Here is a 17,045-nt window from a genome sequence, read left to right as displayed (position 1 = left end):
ATGAATGAAAATCCTAAGGGTATTTGTCGCTTGAGCGTTGTAGCTATGAGGGCCAATCCTAAGAATAGTTCTGATTTAGTCTCGGAACTACTATTTGGGGAGCATTATTCAGTATTGGATGAAAAAAAAGAAATGGTCCAAATCCAGTTGCACTTCGATAATTCAGTGGGTTGGATCAATAAAAATCAGCATACGCCCATCAGTGAAGAGTACTATAATCAGGTGAATCTTTCAGACTATAAATTATGCATAGACCTGAGTGGCACGATATTTTTTCAGAAAAAACATGTTCACATTCTGTTCGGTAGTGTATTGCCAATAGCTACCAATGAATTATTTAAGCTTGAAGAACAAGTAGCTTTTAATGGTGAATCTAAGAGCATCGCTCAAAAGAGAGAATTTGAGTATTTGAAGGAAGTGATGAAAAAGTTTTTAAATGCTCCCTTTTTACCTGGAGGTAAAACGCCTTTTGGTATTGATGCAGGAGGATTTATTCAACAGGTATTTAAAGTCTGCGGATACAAATTGCCAAGAACTATTGAAGAGCAAAGGAAATGCGGTCATGAAGTTGAAAATTTGGATGAGATGACTCCTGGTGATTTAGTGTTCTCAAATAACAATCTTAAAACTGGATACATCTTCTTAGGCGGGGATGAGTATGCTGGAGTTTATGGAGGTGAAGTAAAGAAAATAGGTTCCATTGAAATAGGAGATCAACCATGGTCTGCCCGACGAATTTTGCTCAAGAAATTAATTCCAGAACAGGCTCATCCTATCGATTAATTTTCGATTTTAAGATTTAATTGGCTATTTTCATTGCCCATTACAGTGATGTAATATTAAATCAGAGGCAATGTCAGGAAAAGTACTTGTATTGAATCAGGATTATAGTCCGCTCACGGTCTGTACGGTTCAGCGAGCGTTCTTGCTAGTGTTTTTAGAAAAAGCAGATTTACTAGAGGCCGACCAAAATGAGAAATTACATTCTGTCTCGAACACATACCCAATGCCTGCGGTCATCAAAATCAAGAATTATATCCACGTGCCGTATCGAGGTGTAGTTCTAACCAGACAAAATATTTTTAAGCGGGATCATGGACAATGCCAATATTGTGGCACAGATAGTTATCTTACTTTAGATCATTTGATTCCAAGATCTAAAGGAGGTAGATCTACATGGACTAACTTGGTGACGGCCTGCCAATCCTGCAATGCAAAAAAAGGAAATCATTCTCTCGAAGAGGTCGGTTTGGTTCTCAAAAGACCACCTTATAAACCTTCTTATATTATGTTTTTGCGTAATAATTTAGGCGCAATGAAAAAAGAATGGGCTTCCTATTTGAATGCTCCAGCGGTAGCTTAAATCAAATTGCTTATTACTCTTCAGGCTAATTGTGACTTGACTTAGTTTAGTTATATTCACCTTTTGTATTGAGAAAAAGTAACCAGTCTAAAGTATGAAAGAGCGCTTTGATATCTCAAAGATTACCACTCCTTTTTTAGATCAAAGTCGATTGGAGACAGATCCAATCGCAGATGATACCATCACCCAAGTGATCAAATCTGGCTTTGAACGACAAATCAATGAAATATTCATGACGATCGTTCAAAATCATAAATTTGATAAAGAAACTTTCGCAGAGCTTGGGCCTGAATTGAGTACGATTTTGTTAGAATATTTTGAATCAACCAGCCATTTACCAGATTGGGCGGATGAAAAGTTAATACTCAAAGGTGAGGGGGTGTTTGCTGCTTATGGTCCCGAAGTGTTTATGCTTCTTAATGTTAGTTCCCTGCCACTGTGCTACACATGTGCCAAAGGTGCCCAGGTGCTTTATGACACAGGGCGGCTCTTGTCTCACAAAGGGGATATTGATCCCTTGGCTCGTAGATTGATGGAAACAGCACAAATGATACTCAATGTCATGTCCCCTGGTGGATTGGCTGCTGGAGGTCAGGGTATAATTACTACTCAAAAAGTGCGATTAATTCATGCTTCTATTCGATACTATTTAAAAAATAGGAGAGATGGAGAAATTTGGGATGTTCAAAATTTTGGAGAACCAATTAATCAAGAAGACCTAGCGGGAACACTGATGTCTTTTGCTCCGGTTATCCTTTCTGGTTTGAAACAACTCGGTGTTGAGTTGACTTCAGAGCAGATAAACGCTTACATGCATTCCTGGAAAGTGGTTGGCTATTTGATGGGTATTGATGAGCACTTTTTGCCGGATACTTTTGAAGAAGGTTTTGCACTTGCAACTAAAATACTTGAGCATCAAGCTGCACCATCTAGGGCAGGAAATGAATTGACAACATCATGTATTGAGTTTATAAATCATATGGTGCCAGGTGATACTTTTGACGAGTTGCCTGGTTTTCTAATGCACACATTTTTACAAGATTATTCGAACGCATGTGGAATCAATTTGGCAAAATGTATTGGAGTAGATCATGAAGTAAGTGCCGTAGATCACTTGGTGCTGAAAATGACTAAGTTGTTGGTGGGTACCATTAGTTTTTTAGAAAGAGACAATTTTGTCAACGAAATATCCAAACCATTCAATAAGGTGCTATTGGAAGGAATAATTAAGTTTTATAATAGTGGACAACGCGCTCATTTTCTTATTCCCCCATCATTGAAAAAAAATTGGGGTATTTCTGATCACTAACTCATCAAAAAATGGAAGCAAATAGAAGTTTAATTGCTGGTCTTGATAAAAGGACAATCAATGCCATATTAATCTCCTCGGGTGTTTTAGTCGGATGGTCTTTGATTAGCTCATTATTAGCACTAGGGCCAATTACAGCTAGTATCATTACCTATAGTTTATATGGCCTTTATTGGTTTTATGCCATCTATTATAAAAACCCGCTGGTTCTGAGGTTGGTTATAATTGGAACTATTGCAGGTATTTTGGAATTGGCTACAGATCATTATTTGGTGGACACAATCAACAGCTTGGTTTATCCCAAAAAAGAACTCATGATATGGAGTTCGCCAGCTTATATGCCATTTGCTTGGAGTAATGTAATTCTTCAGCTTGGGTTTATCGGTGTTTTGTTAACTCGGAAATTTGGCATTCCAAAAGCCTCCATTATGATGGGATTAGCAGGGGGAATGTATATTCCACTATACGAGCATTTAGCAAATAATGCCGGCTGGTGGTGGTATAAGAATAATACGCAAATGGTATTCAATGCACCGGTTTACGTGATTATTTGCGAAGCTTTAATTTCATTTTCTTTACCTATTCTTATTCAACACGCGGAGGAACACACTTTGAAAAGAACCTTATCTATTGGTATCATAGAAGGTGTTTGGATATTGATTAGTGCATATGTGGCATTTTCTATTGCCGGATGATTATTCTTGTAATTGTAAATTTGTTGGACTGAATAGAGGAAGAATGGTATTTCGCAGTATATTAGTAGAGAAGGTTGAATTTTTCATAAAAAGCTATGTATGAAGGTCTCTGCACTAATTGACTACTTCATCCACCCTGCCTATTTTTCGGTTCCGGACAAACTGAGAAGAGCTCGTTTATGTGTGAGAGCATGTTTGCTCACTTGCTTATTTTCCAATGCATATATTTGGTTGAGTCTATATTTTGAATACCAACTAGGTGTTCAACTAATGATTTTTAATGTGGTTGGTTTTTTGCTCCTTCCATTTTTATGCAAGACTAGAATCCCTTTAAATGTAATTGGCAATCTATATGTGTTGATTGGTGCTTTGGCAGTATTTGTATTGACTTATTACTCTGGAGGCATTTGGTCGGCCATTTATCCCTGGATAGTCTCTATTCCAGTGCTGGCTATTCTAGTAGTGAATAGGGTTTCTGGCCTGGCTTGGGGAGGGATTTCTTATTTGGTGATGCAGTGGTTTGGTTTGTTGGCTCTGGAAGGAGAGCAGTTACCAGTGGAGTACAATCCAGAAATGAAGACTGCATGGTTTGTTTCTGTTTTACCAGGACTATTGCTTATCGTATTATTTATCGCGTATGTTTTTGAATCGATACAGAGGAAGGCACTAACAGAATTAGAAGAAAAGAATGATTTACTCAAGCAACAAAAAGAAACAATAAGTACCCAATCAGCACATCTACAGAAGCATGTAGAAGAAAAAGAATATATCATTAGAATCCTGGCGCATGATTTAAAAAATCCTTTGTCAAATATTACAAGTTTGATCCATTTAGTGAATGAAGAGGAAGACCCAGTAGCTAGAAACAAATTTGTTGAAATGATCAATCAGTCTGCAGAAAAATCACAAGACTTGATCAATAGCGTTTTGGAAATGGATTTTTCCGATCAGCAAAGTTTGATGATCAATTGGGAGAATGTCGACTTGAAAGAAATGTTGAAAGAAATGGTAGAGCAAATGGAACTTTCAGCTCATAAAAAACAGATAAAACTCCTTCTAGAAGACAGTCTTGGTTCTGCTATGGTTAAAGGGGATAGAACGTATATGCCATTGATATTTGAGAATTTTATATCGAATGCTTTAAAATTTTCAGAGTACAATACACAAGTAAAGATTTATATAGAGAACCAAGCAGGTCTTGTTCAGGTTAAAGTGTCGGACCAAGGGCCAGGGATTAAAGTTGAGGAACGGGAACAGTTGTTTAAGAAATTTTCAAAGCTAAGTGCTCGTCCCACGGATGGAGAAAGTTCTTCCGGACTAGGTTTGTCTTTGGCCAAACGATATGCAGAGTTGTTGAATGGTAGGGTTTGGTATGAAGGAGAATTGGGAATAGGTTCCACTTTTGGCGTGGAGTTTCCTGCTGTTCAGCATTAGTAAGGTTTTTGTCCGACAAAATTACCTGGAGGGTTGTAATTGCAAACCCAAATGACAGAGCCATCGCAGATAGTTTTAGCACAACCCACCTCAGTACTGTTATTCCAAACTAACTGTGTATAATGGCCGCATATTTTATCCTGCTCACAAGTATTTTTTTTGTAGTTATAATTCTGTTTTTCGGCGGCCCAGGAGTCAACAGCGTCTCCTACGTTTACTGAACCCACAGACCCTTTAAAAATGTTCTCACCATATGCATTTTCACTTTGCTCAAAAATACAGCCTTGTTTTTTTAGTTCGAGAGTCCATTTATAAGCAACCTCAGCAAGTTCATTGGAATAACTTATATCACTAACACCAACCTCTGAACGCCAAAAGTTGTGCCTTTCAATTAATACTCCTATTTCGCTCTTATCAGCCTTTTGTGCTGCTATCAATTGAGCAAACAACATTATGGTTACTAGAAGAGTAGATTGTTTCATTATGGTCTATTTTAAACCAATTTACAAAAATCTACTCTTTACATTCTGTTTTTTTGAATTGATTATTTCGATTTAATCAGTAAGAATTTGTGCAATTACAGATTCAACTTTTTCTGCAGATGGAATCATAGCAGCTTCGAGCGTCGAATTCAGCGGTATTGCTGGCATATTTTCAGAGCCGATCGTTCGAACAGGACCATCAAGATATTCGAAACAATTTTCCTGAATGCGAGCAGCTATACTTTGCGCAAAAGTGTTGTTCACTGGCTCTTCGGTCACAACCAAACATTTACCATGCGTTCGCACGGATTGATAGATAGATGCTGTATCCAATGGGTGCAAGGTTCTCAAATCGACTATTTCCACCTTCCCTTTGAAGTTTTTAGCGGCGTTAAGAGACCAGTGAACTCCCATACCGTAGGTGATAATAGTCATGGATTCCCCATTTTCTACAGGTTCCTCAGAGGCTTCGAGTGCAATTCTTGCCTTGCCAAATGGAATGACATAGTCCGCATCTGGTTCTACAGTTTTTGCGGCGTCTGTGCCTTTTACCTTCGACCAGTAGAGCCCTTTGTGTTCGAAAATGACTACTGGGTTAGGGTCGTAATAGGCTGATTTCATCAAGCCTTTCATATCGGCACCAGTACTCGGGTATGCAATCTTTATCCCTCGGATATTGCTCACTACGGATTCTACACTTGAAGAGTGGTAAGGGCCACCACTTCCATAAGCACCAATAGGTACTCTCAGAATCATGCTAACCGGGTATTTTCCGTTTGTGAGATAACACGATCTACTCACTTCAGTAAATAGCTGATTCAATCCTGGCCAGATGTAATCAGCAAATTGAACCTCTACTATTGGCTTCAAGCCTACCGCTGACATTCCTACGGTACTGCCAACAATGAAGGCCTCTTGAATTGGGGTATTAAACACTCGGTCCTTGCCAAATTTTTGAGCCAGGGTAGCTGCTTCACGGAAAACACCACCCAAACGGTGCCCAACGTCCTGGCCATATAATAAGCATTCATCGTGCTTTTCCATTAATTCCTGTACCGCAAATAGGGCGCTATCAACCATCACCGCTTTTTCTTTTCCTTTTGAATGTCGATCTCCTTTTTCTTCAGTGATCGGAGTAGGGGCATAGTCGTGTGTAAACAAATCTTGAGGACTTGGGTCTTCCGCTTTTAAGGCTTTGTCATAGTGATCATCTACCAGCAATCTGGCGTCTTCTTCACGATTGTCAAGTTCCTTTTTGGAAATACCCATATCTTCCAGTTGCTTTCTGAAGAACGGATAGGGATCGTATTGCATGTGTTCGTCCAAGTCATCACGGTACCATTCCATTCTTACTCCAGATGTATGGTGGTTGAGCAATGGCACTTTAGCGTGCACTAATACTGGTTTTCTTTCTTTGCGGACGTACTTGATGGCTTCTTCCATCGTTTCGTAGCATTTTAAGAAATTGGTGCCATTTACTTTCATGGCTTTGATACCAGGGAATCCTTTGATGTACTCTGAGGCGTCACCAGAGCGAATTTCACTTGCATGCGCTGAAATGTCCCACTCATTATCCTGCACCAAATAGATGATGGGCAATTGCTTCAAAGCAGCCATTTGAAAAGCCTCTGATACCTCACCTTCGGTTATACAGGCGTCTCCTAAGGAGCATACCACTATTGGGGCTTCTTTATGTTTTTCTCCAATTTTTCTTAACTCTTTGTATTGAATACCCATGGCAATACCTGTGGTCGGGATAGCTTGCATGCCAGTAGCTGATGATTGATGGGGAATTTTTGGTTTGTCATCATCTTTTAAACTGGGGTGTGAATAGTAAGTTCGGCCACCTGAGAAGGGGTCGTCTTTCTTAGCCATCAACTGAAGCATTAAATCATATGGAGTACAGCCAATAGACAATAGCGTGGCGTCATCTCGATAATAAGCAGACAAGTAATCTTGTGGTAAAAGCTGCATTCCTGTAGCAATTTGAATGGCTTCATGACCACGGGAAGTAGCATGCACATATTTGGAAACTACTTTGAAAGTTTCTTCGTACTTGTCGGCCAACGTTTTTGCTGTGGCCATAAGCTTATAAGCTTTTAGTAAGTTTTGCTTACTAATGTTTGTTAGTTTATTGTTCGCTTTTTTGGTAGTCGCCATTATCGGGTATTTAATTTTTTATATCAAACGTCTTTCCCGTTGTTTAAAGAAAAAACGTGTTTGTTCCTTTATTTATTTTTAAATCTATTGATCGCGTTTCGCGTAAAGTCGGAAAGTACAAGCTTCCCGCTCATTCCAGCTCTCTCAGCTAATAAGGCATCCCAGTGCTCTGTACCTTCCCAAAATATCTGCTTGAGCAGAAGCATGGCTTCGGGGTTTGATTCTGCTAACTTATCGGCTAAAATCTTAATGGCTTCATCCATTTCCTCCACGTTATCATAGACATCTGTATAAAGTCCTTTTGTTTTGGCCCAATCAGCAGTTTGCCATTCCGTAGCGTTAATAGCCATTTGAGACATAGCTGACACGCCAATTTTTCGCTCTACTGCAGGACCGACAACAAATGGCCCGATACCAATAGCCAGCTCGCTCAACTTCACGGAGGCATATTTTGTGGCCATACAATAGTCAACAGCACTAGCCAGTCCTACGCCGCCGCCTACTGCTTTGCCCTGCACACGGCCGATAATAAGCTTCGGACATTTTCGTGAAGCATTTATTACTTTGGCAAAGCCAGAGAAAAATTCTTTCCCAGTTTCAAAATCTTCAATAGAAATCAATTCATCAAAACTAGCCCCTGCACAAAATGCTCGATCGCCTTCACTTTTCAGAACAATAACTTTAATCTCATCGTTCTTTCCAGCTTCTGTAATTGTATTTGCTAATAGGTTAAGAATTTCTCCCGGTAGAGAATTGCTCTGGGGATGAAAAAAGGTAATGGTGCCTATGCCTTTGTTGATTTCTATGTTTACGCTTCCGTTCATATTCTAGTATTGAGTAATTAGTACTGGGTATTTAGATTTACGATTGATCTTTTTTCTTAATCATGGTTAAAATTGTTGCGATAGCAATCGTCTCACCTGTTTCGTCATAGACATCAACCAAGAACTTGACAATGCCTTTCGCTATATCGTCTTTCTTTTCCTGATCTATTTTTTCTTTTACAGTTAGACGTACGCCAATGGTGGTTCCAGCATAGACAGGTTTAGTAAATCGACATTCCTCCAAACCGTAGTTTAGCAACACAGGCCCTTTCTTAGCTTGAACAAATAGTCCAGCTGCTGCTGAAAGGATAAAGTATCCATGCGCCACACGCTGTTCAAAAATGGTACCATCCAGTGAAGTTTCATCTGTGTGTGCATAAAAATGATCCCAGCTCACGTTGGCGAAATTTACAATATCACCTGTGGTTACTGTCCGTTTAGCAGTAATGTAAGTTTCTCCTATTTCCAACTCTTCCCAGTGCTTGCTGAATGGGTGTGCGACGTCTTCTTTGTAGGCGCCACCATATTGATATACATTGGCGATTTCTGTTACTGTAGTTGGATGACCTTGTACAGCGCATCTTTGCATATAGTGCATCACCCCACGTTTGCCGCCCATTTCTTCACCACCTCCGGCACGTCCTGGTCCACCGTGTGTCAATAGCGGCATCGGCGATCCATGTCCTGTACTTTCCTTCGCTGAATTTTTGTTGAGTGCTAATATTCTACCATGATGTGAAGCTGCTCCCAATACGTATTGCTTAGCAATTTGGTCATCAGCAGTTACAATAGACGAACATAATGATCCTAACCCTTTTTTAGAAATGGTTATGGCTTCATCCAAGTCTTTGTAAGGAAGGATCGTACTCACCGGACCGAATGCCTCAACGGTATGCACTTCTTCGCTATTTATCGGATCCTTATTCACCAACAAAGTAGGGGAGATGAAGGCGCCTTTAGATTTGTCTGCACCCATCACTTCAAAGTCCTCGTTGCTATACACCACTTCAGAAGATTTTTTGAGCAACTCGATTTGCTGTTTTACAATGTCCACCTGTGTTTGATTGATGAGCGCTCCCATGCGCACCCCTTCTACATCGGGATCGCCGATGGTGGTCTTAGCCAGTGCCTTGCCTAATGCGATTTGTACATCTTCAACTAATTTTTCTGGTACGATGATCCTTCTGATCGCTGTACATTTCTGTCCACACTTCACCGTAATTTCTTTTCTTACCTCTTTGATGAATAGGTCAAATTCTTCAGTTCCGGGTACTGCGTCTTCCCCTAAAACCGATGAGTTCAATGAATCAGCTTCCATGGTGAAAGGAATCGAATGTTCTACCAGATTGGGATGTTGTTTGAGCATCTTGCCTGTTTTGGCAGATCCTGTGAATGTCACCACATCCTGCATACCCACATGATCCAATATTCCTTTCCCTGATCCTGCTATCAACTGCAATGCTCCTTCTGGCAAAATCTTAGAATCAATGATTTCTTTAACCATCAGTTCGGTTAAGAAGCAAGTTTGTTCTGCTGGTTTTACCACTGCGGGCATACCAGCCAGCCAATTGACAGCCACCTTTTCGAGCATTCCCCATACGGGGAAATTGAACGCGTTGATATGAACGGCCACACCTTCCTTGGGCACCATGATATGCTGACCGATGAAGCTCCCGCCTTTGGATAGGGGAGCGGTATCGCCGTCAATATAGTGCGCTTCGTTGGGAAATTGCCTTCTGAGACTGGCGTAAGCGAATAGGTTTCCTATACCGCCTTCGATATCTATCCAGGAGTCTAATCGAGTGGCACCTGTAGCCTTGCTAAGTTCATAGAACATTTCCTTTTTGGCGTGCAAGTGCATGGCTAGGGCTTTGAGCATCAAGCCTCTTTCCTGAAAAGTCATTTTGCGCAAAGCAGGATTGCCTACGTTGCGTCCGTATTCCAGAATGTCTTTGAAGTCGAGTCCTTCGATAGAGTGTGTGAATATGGGGTCGCCCGTGATGGCATGATGAAGCACTTGGCCGTCGCCAGCTCCGGTGGTCCATTGTCCTTGGGTGTAGTGTTGTATTTTTTGTGGGTTCATTCGTTTATTATTTACGTCATTGCGAGCAGAGCGAAGCAATCTTTGTCTAGGACGAGATCGCTTCATTCCTCGCGATGACGGTTAAGTTTTTTCAGTCTTCTTCCAAGTTTTAAAATTCACAATCTGCTCAGGCCTGTTGGGCTCTGCTTCGGTTAGTGGTTCGCAAGGCTTCAGTGATTCCATACAATCCGTTGGTAACTCCTGATACAATCTGGTGCCTTCGGTTTTCCAGGCGATCATCTCATCAGAAACTTCTTTGATGATTTTGGCTGGATTGCCGGCGACCAGACTCCTTGGTGGTATTTCCATTTCCCCTTTCACAAAAGTCAAAGCGCCTATGATGCATTCTTTGCCAATCACGGCATTGTCCATTAATACTGCATTCATACCTACTAGTGAGTTTTCTCCCACTTCAGCACCATGAATAATAGCGCCGTGTCCAATGTGTGCACCTTTCTTCAAATAGACCGTAGTACCAGGAAACATATGGATCGTGCAATTTTCCTGCACATTACAGCCATCTTCGATCACGATTTTGCCCCAATCCCCACGGATCGCGGCTGCCGGGCCTATATATACATCCTTTCCGATGAATACATTGCCGGTCACAGTGGCCTGTGGGTGCACGAAGGCACTCGGGTCGATCACGGGTTTTAGTCCTTTGAATTCGTAGATCATTTTTTCAGTGTCAAGAGTCAAGATTTTAGAGCCAAGAAGTCTTTTGTCTTGGTTCTTGCATCTTGATACTTATTAACAATTCATATATTTCCAATTTCTTACCTTGCCTTCGGCAATCCATTCTATTGCCTGGGCCATTCTTTTATCTCTGGTGGTTTCTCTTTTTGCTTCCGTCAGCCATTCGATATAGTCTCGTCGCTGGGCATCAGTGAATCCATTGAATACTTTCCTTGCGGCAGTATTTTCCTTCAATGCCGTATCAAAATAATCAGGCACATCTATCACTTTCTTTTTAGGAAAGTCAAGTTTGATATCCTTTTCGTTGAGGAGGACGGCTTGTTTTATATACTCCTCAATCACAGCCGGATTCACCTCGTTCAGGGTTTTGTAATGAATCATGCGATTACCCTTGTCATCGTCATTGTTTTCAACAAAAGCTCCGTGTGTATCTTTGATTAAGGCACCTTTGAAGAAATTGAGACCTACATGGTGTTTGAATGCCACAAACCAGCAAATCAGACCGTCCAGACTGAAGCAAGGAGCTCTCCATTTCCAATCTTCTTGAATTCGATCATCAACAGCATGGACTGTTTTTCGAATCAAGTCCAAAATAGGACGATGATCATCTGATACCGTGGTCAGATAGGCATCAATTTTTTCAGTAGCGTCTGGATTTACTTTAGATATTGCCATACATTATACCCTTTCTAATATTGCCGCGTAGCCTTGTCCTACACCGATACACATGGTTACAAGTGCAAATTTTTTGTTTGTTAGATTCAATTCTAAAGACGCAGAATAGGCAGTACGAGCACCGGTCATTCCTAAAGGATGACCAATGGCAATAGCGCCACCATTAGGGTTTAGCCTTGGATCATTGTCTTCTAATCCCCAAGCACGCGTACAGGCTAAAACTTGAGCGGCAAAGGCTTCATTTAGCTCAATTATATCCATGTCGTCCATGGTTAGACCAGCTTTTTCTAGTGCCTTTAATGATGCTTTCACTGGGCCAATTCCCATAATTCTCGGCTCCACGCCAACAACTGCTGAAGACACAATTCTTGTCATAGGTTTTAATCCATGATTACTTACTGCTGATTCTGATGCCACCAAAACCGCTGCAGCACCATCATTGAGACCGGATGCATTACCTGCTGTAACGGAGCCGTCTTTTTTGAACGCAGGGCGAAGTCCTGCTAAGGCTTCAAGTGTTGTGTTGCCTTTGATGAATTCATCGTCAGCGAAAATTCTGGGATCTTTCTTCCTTTGTGGAATAGAGACCGGAACAATTTCTTTAGCCAGTCGGCCGGACGCCTGTGCAGTGGCAGCTTTCTGCTGTGACCAAAAAGCAAATGCATCTTGATCTTCTCGACTGATGTTATATTTCTCAACAAGATTTTCTGCTGTCATACCCATGGCATCAGTGCCATACTGTTCGTGCATCTTTGGGTTGACGAATCGCCAGCCGAAACTAGAATCATACATCTTGGAATCGGTACCGAATGGTTTAGCTGATTTGGCAATGACCAATGGACTGCGAGTCATGTGCTCCACGCCGCCTGCAATGAATAGGTCACCATCACCAGTTTTGATGGCACGATTCGCTTGAATGATGGATGATAAGCCCGAGGAGCATAGCCTATTTACGGTTTCGCCAGGGACAGAGTAAGGTAGGCCGGCCAACAGTCCGGCCATCCGTGCTACATTTCTATTGTCTTCTCCCGCTTGATTGGCACAGCCTAGGATACAATCATCAATAAGTGCTGGTTCAAGTGATTCATTTCTAGCCATTAATTCACGAATGACATGAGCAGCCAAGTCATCTGTCCTTACTGGGCTTAACGCCCCTCCAAATTTTCCAATCGGCGTTCTAACGCCATCTATGATATACGCTTCTTTCATATATTAATTACCCCATGGGGTATCTTTTCTAAATACTGTTCCTTTAAATAAGGCCACCACTTCATTGTTTTGATTGGTGACTGTGATGCTGTAAATACCCAGACGATTGGACAAATTGTCCTCTTTTGCTATAGCAGTCAACTGATCTCCTTCATTCACCGCTTTGGTGTGAGATATAGAAGTCTCTATTGAAACCGCATGTCGTCCCTGGGAATTGGATGCAAAAGCAAAGGCACTATCGGCTAAAGAATAAGTAATTCCACCGTGTGCTATACCAAATCCATTGAGCATATTACTTTTTACAGTCATGCTGATTTGCGCAAAACCTTGCTCAATTTTCTCCACAGTAATTCCCATCCATTGACTAAAAGTGTCATGGGCATACATTTCATCCACTATGGCTTTTGGAGTAATCATTAATAAAAAGTCCTTTTATCTCTCACCATTCTACGGAGTAATGGGCTGCAACGGTATCTGTCTTCCAGATATTCGTCGTACAGTTGATCCATTAGCTTCACGCAATCATCAATCCCAAATTCGTCCCCCCAGCGTAACAACCCAGCAGGATAATTTACTCCTTTCGTCATAGCCAAGTCAATGTCCTCTTTACTAGCAATATTCCAGAAAAGTGCATCAGCAGCTTCATTGATCAGCATGACTAATATTCTATTGAAAATCTGAGTACCTAGCGTTTTATCGAAGTAAGGTTCTGGTTTGGTGGCACCTTCGGAATAATCATAATAACCTTTACCTGATTTTCTACCTAAATATCCAGCTTCAGCTAGTCGTTTTTGCGTAAAGGCGGGTTTATATCTAGGGTCATAGAAAAAAGATTTGAACACTGTCTCTGTGACGGTATAATTGATGTCATTGCCAATGAAGTCCATCAAAGTAAAAGGCCCCATCCGGAAACCACCGATTTCGGTCATTGCCCAGTCGATCGTAGCCACATCGGCAATGCCTTCTTCTAATATCCTAAGGGCTTCACCATAAAAAGGTCTAGCCACTCTATTGACGATAAAGCCTGGTGTGTCTTTGGCTAGTACGGTGATTTTGCCCCAGCTATCAATGATCGATCTAGCTTCCTTTAACACAGTTTCATCCGTTTGAACTGCGGGTATGATTTCTACTAAGGGCATCAATGGAGCCGGGTTAAAAAAGTGGATACCTAACACTCTTTTTGGATTGTCACAAGCGCTTGCAATAGCTGAAACAGATAGGGAAGAAGTATTCGTGGCAATTATGCAGTTGGTGCCAACAATACTTTCCAGCTCTCTGAAGATTTGTTTTTTGATGTTTAAATCCTCTATGATAGCCTCTATTATAAGTTCACAAGAACTAAACTCCTTTAATTGATCAGTAAACTGAATGCGATCGAGAATGTCTCCGGCTTCAGATGTCGTTAATATGCCCTTTTCGGCCATACGGTCCAATATCTTCTTTAGACTCTTTTGTGCCTTTTCGAGCATGGGCTTGCTACTATCCAGCAATATGACTTCGTGACCAGCTGTAGCTGCTACTTGTGCGATGCCGCTTCCCATAGAGCCGGCGCCGATGATTCCGATTACTTTCATTTTATAGAGTCAAGATTTTAGATGTTAGATTCAAGACTTTCATGTTTTAAATTCCAAAATTCAAAAGACAAGCTCCAAAGGTTACTTCTAGTCTTTTGAGTTTCTAATCATTGCTGAGAAAATTTTTTTAAGTTCTATTGCTTCTTGATGAAGTTTTTCAACTTTATTTTGATTTTTGAGGTCATCCGTTTCAAACAATAGTTTTAGCCAATAGGCTGATTCCTTTGCTTCTTTCCTACAAATTTTTGCTCTGAACCTAAAGTCTTTGGGACTGAGCCCTTCATTGGCTTCAATGTAATTGGCGCCTACTGATCCAGAAGCACGAAGAACTTGCTTTATATCGTCCATGTTGTAGATGCTTGTTTTGATATTCCTCATTTCAAATCTGACCTTTTTTGCAAACTCATAGGTTCTGTCTTCCAGATCATATTTTTTAATTTCGGTCATGGTTGGTTTTTGTTTTTTGGAATTTGTTTTTTGAGATTTTCCCAGTTACCTCCCCACAAACTCTGGTTTTCGTTTTTCTAAAAAGGCATTCACGCCCTCTTTGTAATCTTCTGTTTTTCCTGCTTTGGATTGATATATTTCTTCCTGGTCTAATTGCTCATTGAGGTTGTTGGTAAATCCAGCATTTAAAAGTTTTTTGGTGTACACCAATCCTTTCGTTGGCATTTTGGCAATAGTCTGTGCGATCTTCAATGATTCTTCCTCAAACTCTTCTGGATTGAATACTTTATAGAGCATGCCTAATTGTTCGGCAACAGCAGCGGATACTTTATCTCCCATCATCATCAGGGCGCTTGCTTTTTGGAATCCGATGAGTTTGGGAAGAAAATAGGTTCCACCGCTATCTGGTATTAATCCAATTTTACTGAATGCCTGAATGAATGAGGCTGTTTCTACTGCAACGACTATATCGCAAGCCAAAGCCAAATTTGCACCAGCTCCAGCTGCCACACCGTTTACCGCGCAGATAATCGGTTTCTCGATTTCACGTAGACGACGAACAATAGGGTTGTAGTGCTCTGCTACTATGTTTTCGATGAAAGGAGCATCAGATGCAGTGACTTCAGCTAAATCCTGACCTGCACAAAACGCTTTGCCATTTCCGGTAAGGTAAATGGCTCTGACTGCATCATTTTGACCGCATTGGTCTAATAGCTCCTGAAAACCAAGGGCCATCTCTCGATTGAAACTGTTGAAGACATCTGGCCGGTTGAATCGGATGAATGCGATGCCATCTTTGATTTCGTGCTGAAGTGTTGGGGTCATTATTGTTTGTTTCTTTTTTGGGTTAAATACATTTAAAGTAATCGAAGGGTTCCAGGCAATCTTTGCATTTGTACTGGGCCTTGCAAGCGGTTGAGCCAAATTCGCTGATTAGCTCAGTATTTTCGGAATTGCATTGTGGACAGGGTACGATTTCGTCCTCCAAAAACAGCGCTCGTTTGGATGTGCTTCCCTGTGGTGGTGCAATGCCATAAGCTTTAAGTTGCTCCCTGCCATTTTCTGTTAGCCAATCCGTAGTCCATGCTGGCTGCAATACGGTTTTTACCTCAACATCCTGATAGCCTTCATTTAGCAGACATTTTTTGATATCTGCCTCAATGGTATTCATGGCCGGGCATCCGGAATAGGTGGGGGTGATCGTAACTACCAAATGATCAGTTACTTCAATTTTTCTGATCACTCCCATGTCTACTACAGACAATACAGGTATTTCAGGGTCCATCACCTGGCGCAGACTTTCAAGAACCTGCTCGGATGATATGGTTTTGGTTTTTACCATTCAGCGCCTGGATAAGCTCTTTGTAAGTGCTGCATTTCTGCTAATAAATAACCTAAATGTTCGGAGTGCATACCATTTTTACCTCCTGTTTGATTCCAGGTACTTTCCGGTATTGTCAAAGTAGCTTCACGCAAATGGGATTCGATTTCTTTCTTAACCGGTTCCGAAATTTTTATTAAATCAGCCCCGATGCCTGCGTCTGCCATTTGTGTATCTAATTCATCCATGGTAATGCTTTCGTAGGCATATGACCAAAAATGATTCAGGGCCATCTGTATTTTTTCATGACTCACGTCTGTGCCATCACCCAGTCTTAACACCCACTGACCACTCCATCTTTTGTGATATGTGACTTCTTTGATGCTTTTTTGAGCGACAGACGCAATGCCTTCATCCTTGCTAGATGCTAACTCATTCAATAAATGAAAATGAAAAACATCGAACAGATATTGTCGCATAATGGTATATGCAAAATCGGTGTTCGGTTGTTCTACCAATAGCAGGTTTTTGTACTCCCTGTCGTTTCTTAGGAATGCGATATCGTCTTCAGACTTTTCCCCTTCAGTCAAATCAGAAGCATATTGATAGTAGTTTCTGGCTTGACCGATCAGGTCAAGGGATATATTGGTCAGCGCAATGTCCTGTTCTAAAACAGGGCCATGTCCGCACCATTCGGCTAGTCGCTGCCCAAGAATCAGGCAATTATCTGCTAATCGTAGGACGTAGTTATATGTATTTTGATCTTTCATCTG

Annotated in this window: 18 protein-coding genes; 5 read left to right on the top strand and 13 right to left on the bottom strand. The window is 41.2% G+C overall.

All coding sequences use genetic code 11. The features are described from left to right. From ACOQO5_RS05320 to ACOQO5_RS05300, 5 genes are all read left to right on the top strand, one after another. A complete protein-coding gene (locus ACOQO5_RS05320; RefSeq protein WP_420580651.1) occupies window positions 1-783 on the top strand; it encodes an NlpC/P60 family protein in 783 nt (260 codons plus the stop codon). A gap of 70 nt (window positions 784-853) precedes the next feature. Then, window positions 854-1,363 (top strand): HNH endonuclease, encoded by a 510-nt coding sequence (locus ACOQO5_RS05315; RefSeq protein WP_420580650.1) that lies wholly within the window; start codon window positions 854-856, stop codon window positions 1,361-1,363. A gap of 94 nt (window positions 1,364-1,457) precedes the next feature. Beyond that, the gene (locus ACOQO5_RS05310) at window positions 1,458-2,672 is read left to right on the top strand and encodes an oxygenase MpaB family protein (RefSeq protein ID WP_420580649.1); all 1,215 of its coding nucleotides are present in this window, start codon (window positions 1,458-1,460) and stop codon (window positions 2,670-2,672) included. Between the two features lie 11 nt (window positions 2,673-2,683). Then, a complete protein-coding gene (locus tag ACOQO5_RS05305) occupies window positions 2,684-3,367 on the top strand; it encodes a DUF6989 domain-containing protein (RefSeq protein ID WP_420580648.1) in 684 nt (227 codons plus the stop codon). A 99-nt stretch (window positions 3,368-3,466) separates the two neighbouring features. Beyond that, window positions 3,467-4,801: a sensor histidine kinase gene (locus tag ACOQO5_RS05300; RefSeq protein WP_420580647.1), complete on the top strand. Its 1,335-nt coding sequence runs from the start codon at window positions 3,467-3,469 to the stop codon at window positions 4,799-4,801. Here ACOQO5_RS05300 and ACOQO5_RS05295 read toward each other — a convergent pair. From ACOQO5_RS05295 to paaC, 13 genes are all read right to left on the bottom strand, one after another. Beyond that, window positions 4,798-5,283 carry a CAP domain-containing protein gene (locus tag ACOQO5_RS05295; protein ID WP_420580646.1) on the bottom strand — a complete coding sequence of 162 codons (486 nt, stop codon included), beginning with the start codon at window positions 5,281-5,283 and terminating at the stop codon, window positions 4,798-4,800. The genes ACOQO5_RS05300 and ACOQO5_RS05295 overlap by 4 nt on opposite strands. A 72-nt stretch (window positions 5,284-5,355) precedes the next feature. Continuing rightward, the gene (locus ACOQO5_RS05290) at window positions 5,356-7,443 is read right to left on the bottom strand and encodes an alpha-ketoacid dehydrogenase subunit alpha/beta (protein WP_420580645.1); all 2,088 of its coding nucleotides are present in this window, start codon (window positions 7,441-7,443) and stop codon (window positions 5,356-5,358) included. Window positions 7,444-7,511: 68 nt separating this feature from the next. Then, complete coding sequence (locus tag ACOQO5_RS05285; RefSeq protein WP_420580644.1) at window positions 7,512-8,267, bottom strand: enoyl-CoA hydratase/isomerase family protein; 756 nt, start codon at window positions 8,265-8,267, stop codon at window positions 7,512-7,514. A 37-nt stretch (window positions 8,268-8,304) separates the two neighbouring features. After that, window positions 8,305-10,350: a phenylacetic acid degradation bifunctional protein PaaZ gene (gene paaZ, locus ACOQO5_RS05280; RefSeq protein WP_420580643.1), complete on the bottom strand. Its 2,046-nt coding sequence runs from the start codon at window positions 10,348-10,350 to the stop codon at window positions 8,305-8,307. 81 nt (window positions 10,351-10,431) lie between these two features. Continuing rightward, on the bottom strand, window positions 10,432-11,028 hold the full coding sequence (locus ACOQO5_RS05275; RefSeq protein WP_420580642.1) for a transferase hexapeptide repeat family protein: 597 nt from the start codon (window positions 11,026-11,028) through the stop codon (window positions 10,432-10,434). A gap of 72 nt (window positions 11,029-11,100) precedes the next feature. Next, the gene (locus tag ACOQO5_RS05270) at window positions 11,101-11,721 is read right to left on the bottom strand and encodes a YdeI/OmpD-associated family protein (protein WP_420580641.1); all 621 of its coding nucleotides are present in this window, start codon (window positions 11,719-11,721) and stop codon (window positions 11,101-11,103) included. A 3-nt stretch (window positions 11,722-11,724) separates the two neighbouring features. Then, entirely contained in the window at window positions 11,725-12,930 is a 1,206-nt protein-coding gene (gene pcaF, locus ACOQO5_RS05265; protein WP_420580640.1) for a 3-oxoadipyl-CoA thiolase, read from the bottom strand. Between the two features lie 3 nt (window positions 12,931-12,933). After that, window positions 12,934-13,347, bottom strand: coding sequence for a hydroxyphenylacetyl-CoA thioesterase PaaI (paaI, locus tag ACOQO5_RS05260; RefSeq protein ID WP_420580639.1), 414 nt, complete (start codon window positions 13,345-13,347; stop codon window positions 12,934-12,936). Then, window positions 13,347-14,504, bottom strand: coding sequence for a 3-hydroxyacyl-CoA dehydrogenase NAD-binding domain-containing protein (locus ACOQO5_RS05255; RefSeq protein WP_420580638.1), 1,158 nt, complete (start codon window positions 14,502-14,504; stop codon window positions 13,347-13,349). Before ACOQO5_RS05255 ends, paaI begins: the two co-directional genes overlap by 1 nt. An 87-nt stretch (window positions 14,505-14,591) precedes the next feature. Next, the gene (locus tag ACOQO5_RS05250; RefSeq protein WP_420580637.1) at window positions 14,592-14,951 is read right to left on the bottom strand and encodes a four helix bundle protein; all 360 of its coding nucleotides are present in this window, start codon (window positions 14,949-14,951) and stop codon (window positions 14,592-14,594) included. 45 nt (window positions 14,952-14,996) lie between these two features. Then, the gene (locus ACOQO5_RS05245; protein ID WP_420580636.1) at window positions 14,997-15,776 is read right to left on the bottom strand and encodes an enoyl-CoA hydratase-related protein; all 780 of its coding nucleotides are present in this window, start codon (window positions 15,774-15,776) and stop codon (window positions 14,997-14,999) included. A 22-nt stretch (window positions 15,777-15,798) separates the two neighbouring features. Further along, entirely contained in the window at window positions 15,799-16,293 is a 495-nt protein-coding gene (paaD, locus tag ACOQO5_RS05240) for a 1,2-phenylacetyl-CoA epoxidase subunit PaaD (protein ID WP_420580635.1), read from the bottom strand. Continuing rightward, window positions 16,287-17,042 (bottom strand): 1,2-phenylacetyl-CoA epoxidase subunit PaaC, encoded by a 756-nt coding sequence (gene paaC, locus ACOQO5_RS05235; RefSeq protein WP_420580634.1) that lies wholly within the window; start codon window positions 17,040-17,042, stop codon window positions 16,287-16,289. Before paaC ends, paaD begins: the two co-directional genes overlap by 7 nt. Window positions 17,043-17,045: the final 3 nt, after the last annotated feature.

The sequence above is a fragment of the Reichenbachiella sp. genome, from assembly GCF_965223055.1.
Taxonomy (GTDB): Bacteria; Bacteroidota; Bacteroidia; order Cytophagales; family Cyclobacteriaceae; genus Reichenbachiella.
The sequence above is the reverse complement of the archived record's forward strand: the minus strand, read 5'-3'. Positions and strand labels throughout refer to the sequence as shown.

Bases quoted from the DNA above. Each gene is read 5' to 3' on its own strand.
- ACOQO5_RS05295 (WP_420580646.1), bottom strand. From the start codon at position 5,283: ATGAAACAATCTACTCTTCTAGTAACCATAATGTTGTTTGCTCAATTG.
- ACOQO5_RS05305 (WP_420580648.1), top strand. From the start codon at position 2,684: ATGGAAGCAAATAGAAGTTTAATTGCTGGTCTTGATAAAAGGACAATC.
- ACOQO5_RS05290 (WP_420580645.1), bottom strand. From the start codon at position 7,443: ATGGCGACTACCAAAAAAGCGAACAATAAACTAACAAACATTAGTAAG.
- pcaF (WP_420580640.1), bottom strand. From the start codon at position 12,930: ATGAAAGAAGCGTATATCATAGATGGCGTTAGAACGCCGATTGGAAAA.
- ACOQO5_RS05250 (WP_420580637.1), bottom strand. From the start codon at position 14,951: ATGACCGAAATTAAAAAATATGATCTGGAAGACAGAACCTATGAGTTT.
- ACOQO5_RS05315 (WP_420580650.1), top strand. From the start codon at position 854: ATGTCAGGAAAAGTACTTGTATTGAATCAGGATTATAGTCCGCTCACG.
- paaI (WP_420580639.1), bottom strand. From the start codon at position 13,347: ATGATTACTCCAAAAGCCATAGTGGATGAAATGTATGCCCATGACACT.
- ACOQO5_RS05275 (WP_420580642.1), bottom strand. From the start codon at position 11,028: ATGATCTACGAATTCAAAGGACTAAAACCCGTGATCGACCCGAGTGCC.
- paaC (WP_420580634.1), bottom strand. From the start codon at position 17,042: ATGAAAGATCAAAATACATATAACTACGTCCTACGATTAGCAGATAAT.
- paaD (WP_420580635.1), bottom strand. From the start codon at position 16,293: ATGGTAAAAACCAAAACCATATCATCCGAGCAGGTTCTTGAAAGTCTG.
- ACOQO5_RS05255 (WP_420580638.1), bottom strand. From the start codon at position 14,504: ATGAAAGTAATCGGAATCATCGGCGCCGGCTCTATGGGAAGCGGCATC.
- ACOQO5_RS05245 (WP_420580636.1), bottom strand. From the start codon at position 15,776: ATGACCCCAACACTTCAGCACGAAATCAAAGATGGCATCGCATTCATC.
- paaZ (WP_420580643.1), bottom strand. From the start codon at position 10,350: ATGAACCCACAAAAAATACAACACTACACCCAAGGACAATGGACCACC.
- ACOQO5_RS05300 (WP_420580647.1), top strand. From the start codon at position 3,467: ATGAAGGTCTCTGCACTAATTGACTACTTCATCCACCCTGCCTATTTT.
- ACOQO5_RS05270 (WP_420580641.1), bottom strand. From the start codon at position 11,721: ATGGCAATATCTAAAGTAAATCCAGACGCTACTGAAAAAATTGATGCC.
- ACOQO5_RS05320 (WP_420580651.1), top strand. From the start codon at position 1: ATGAATGAAAATCCTAAGGGTATTTGTCGCTTGAGCGTTGTAGCTATG.
- ACOQO5_RS05310 (WP_420580649.1), top strand. From the start codon at position 1,458: ATGAAAGAGCGCTTTGATATCTCAAAGATTACCACTCCTTTTTTAGAT.
- ACOQO5_RS05285 (WP_420580644.1), bottom strand. From the start codon at position 8,267: ATGAACGGAAGCGTAAACATAGAAATCAACAAAGGCATAGGCACCATT.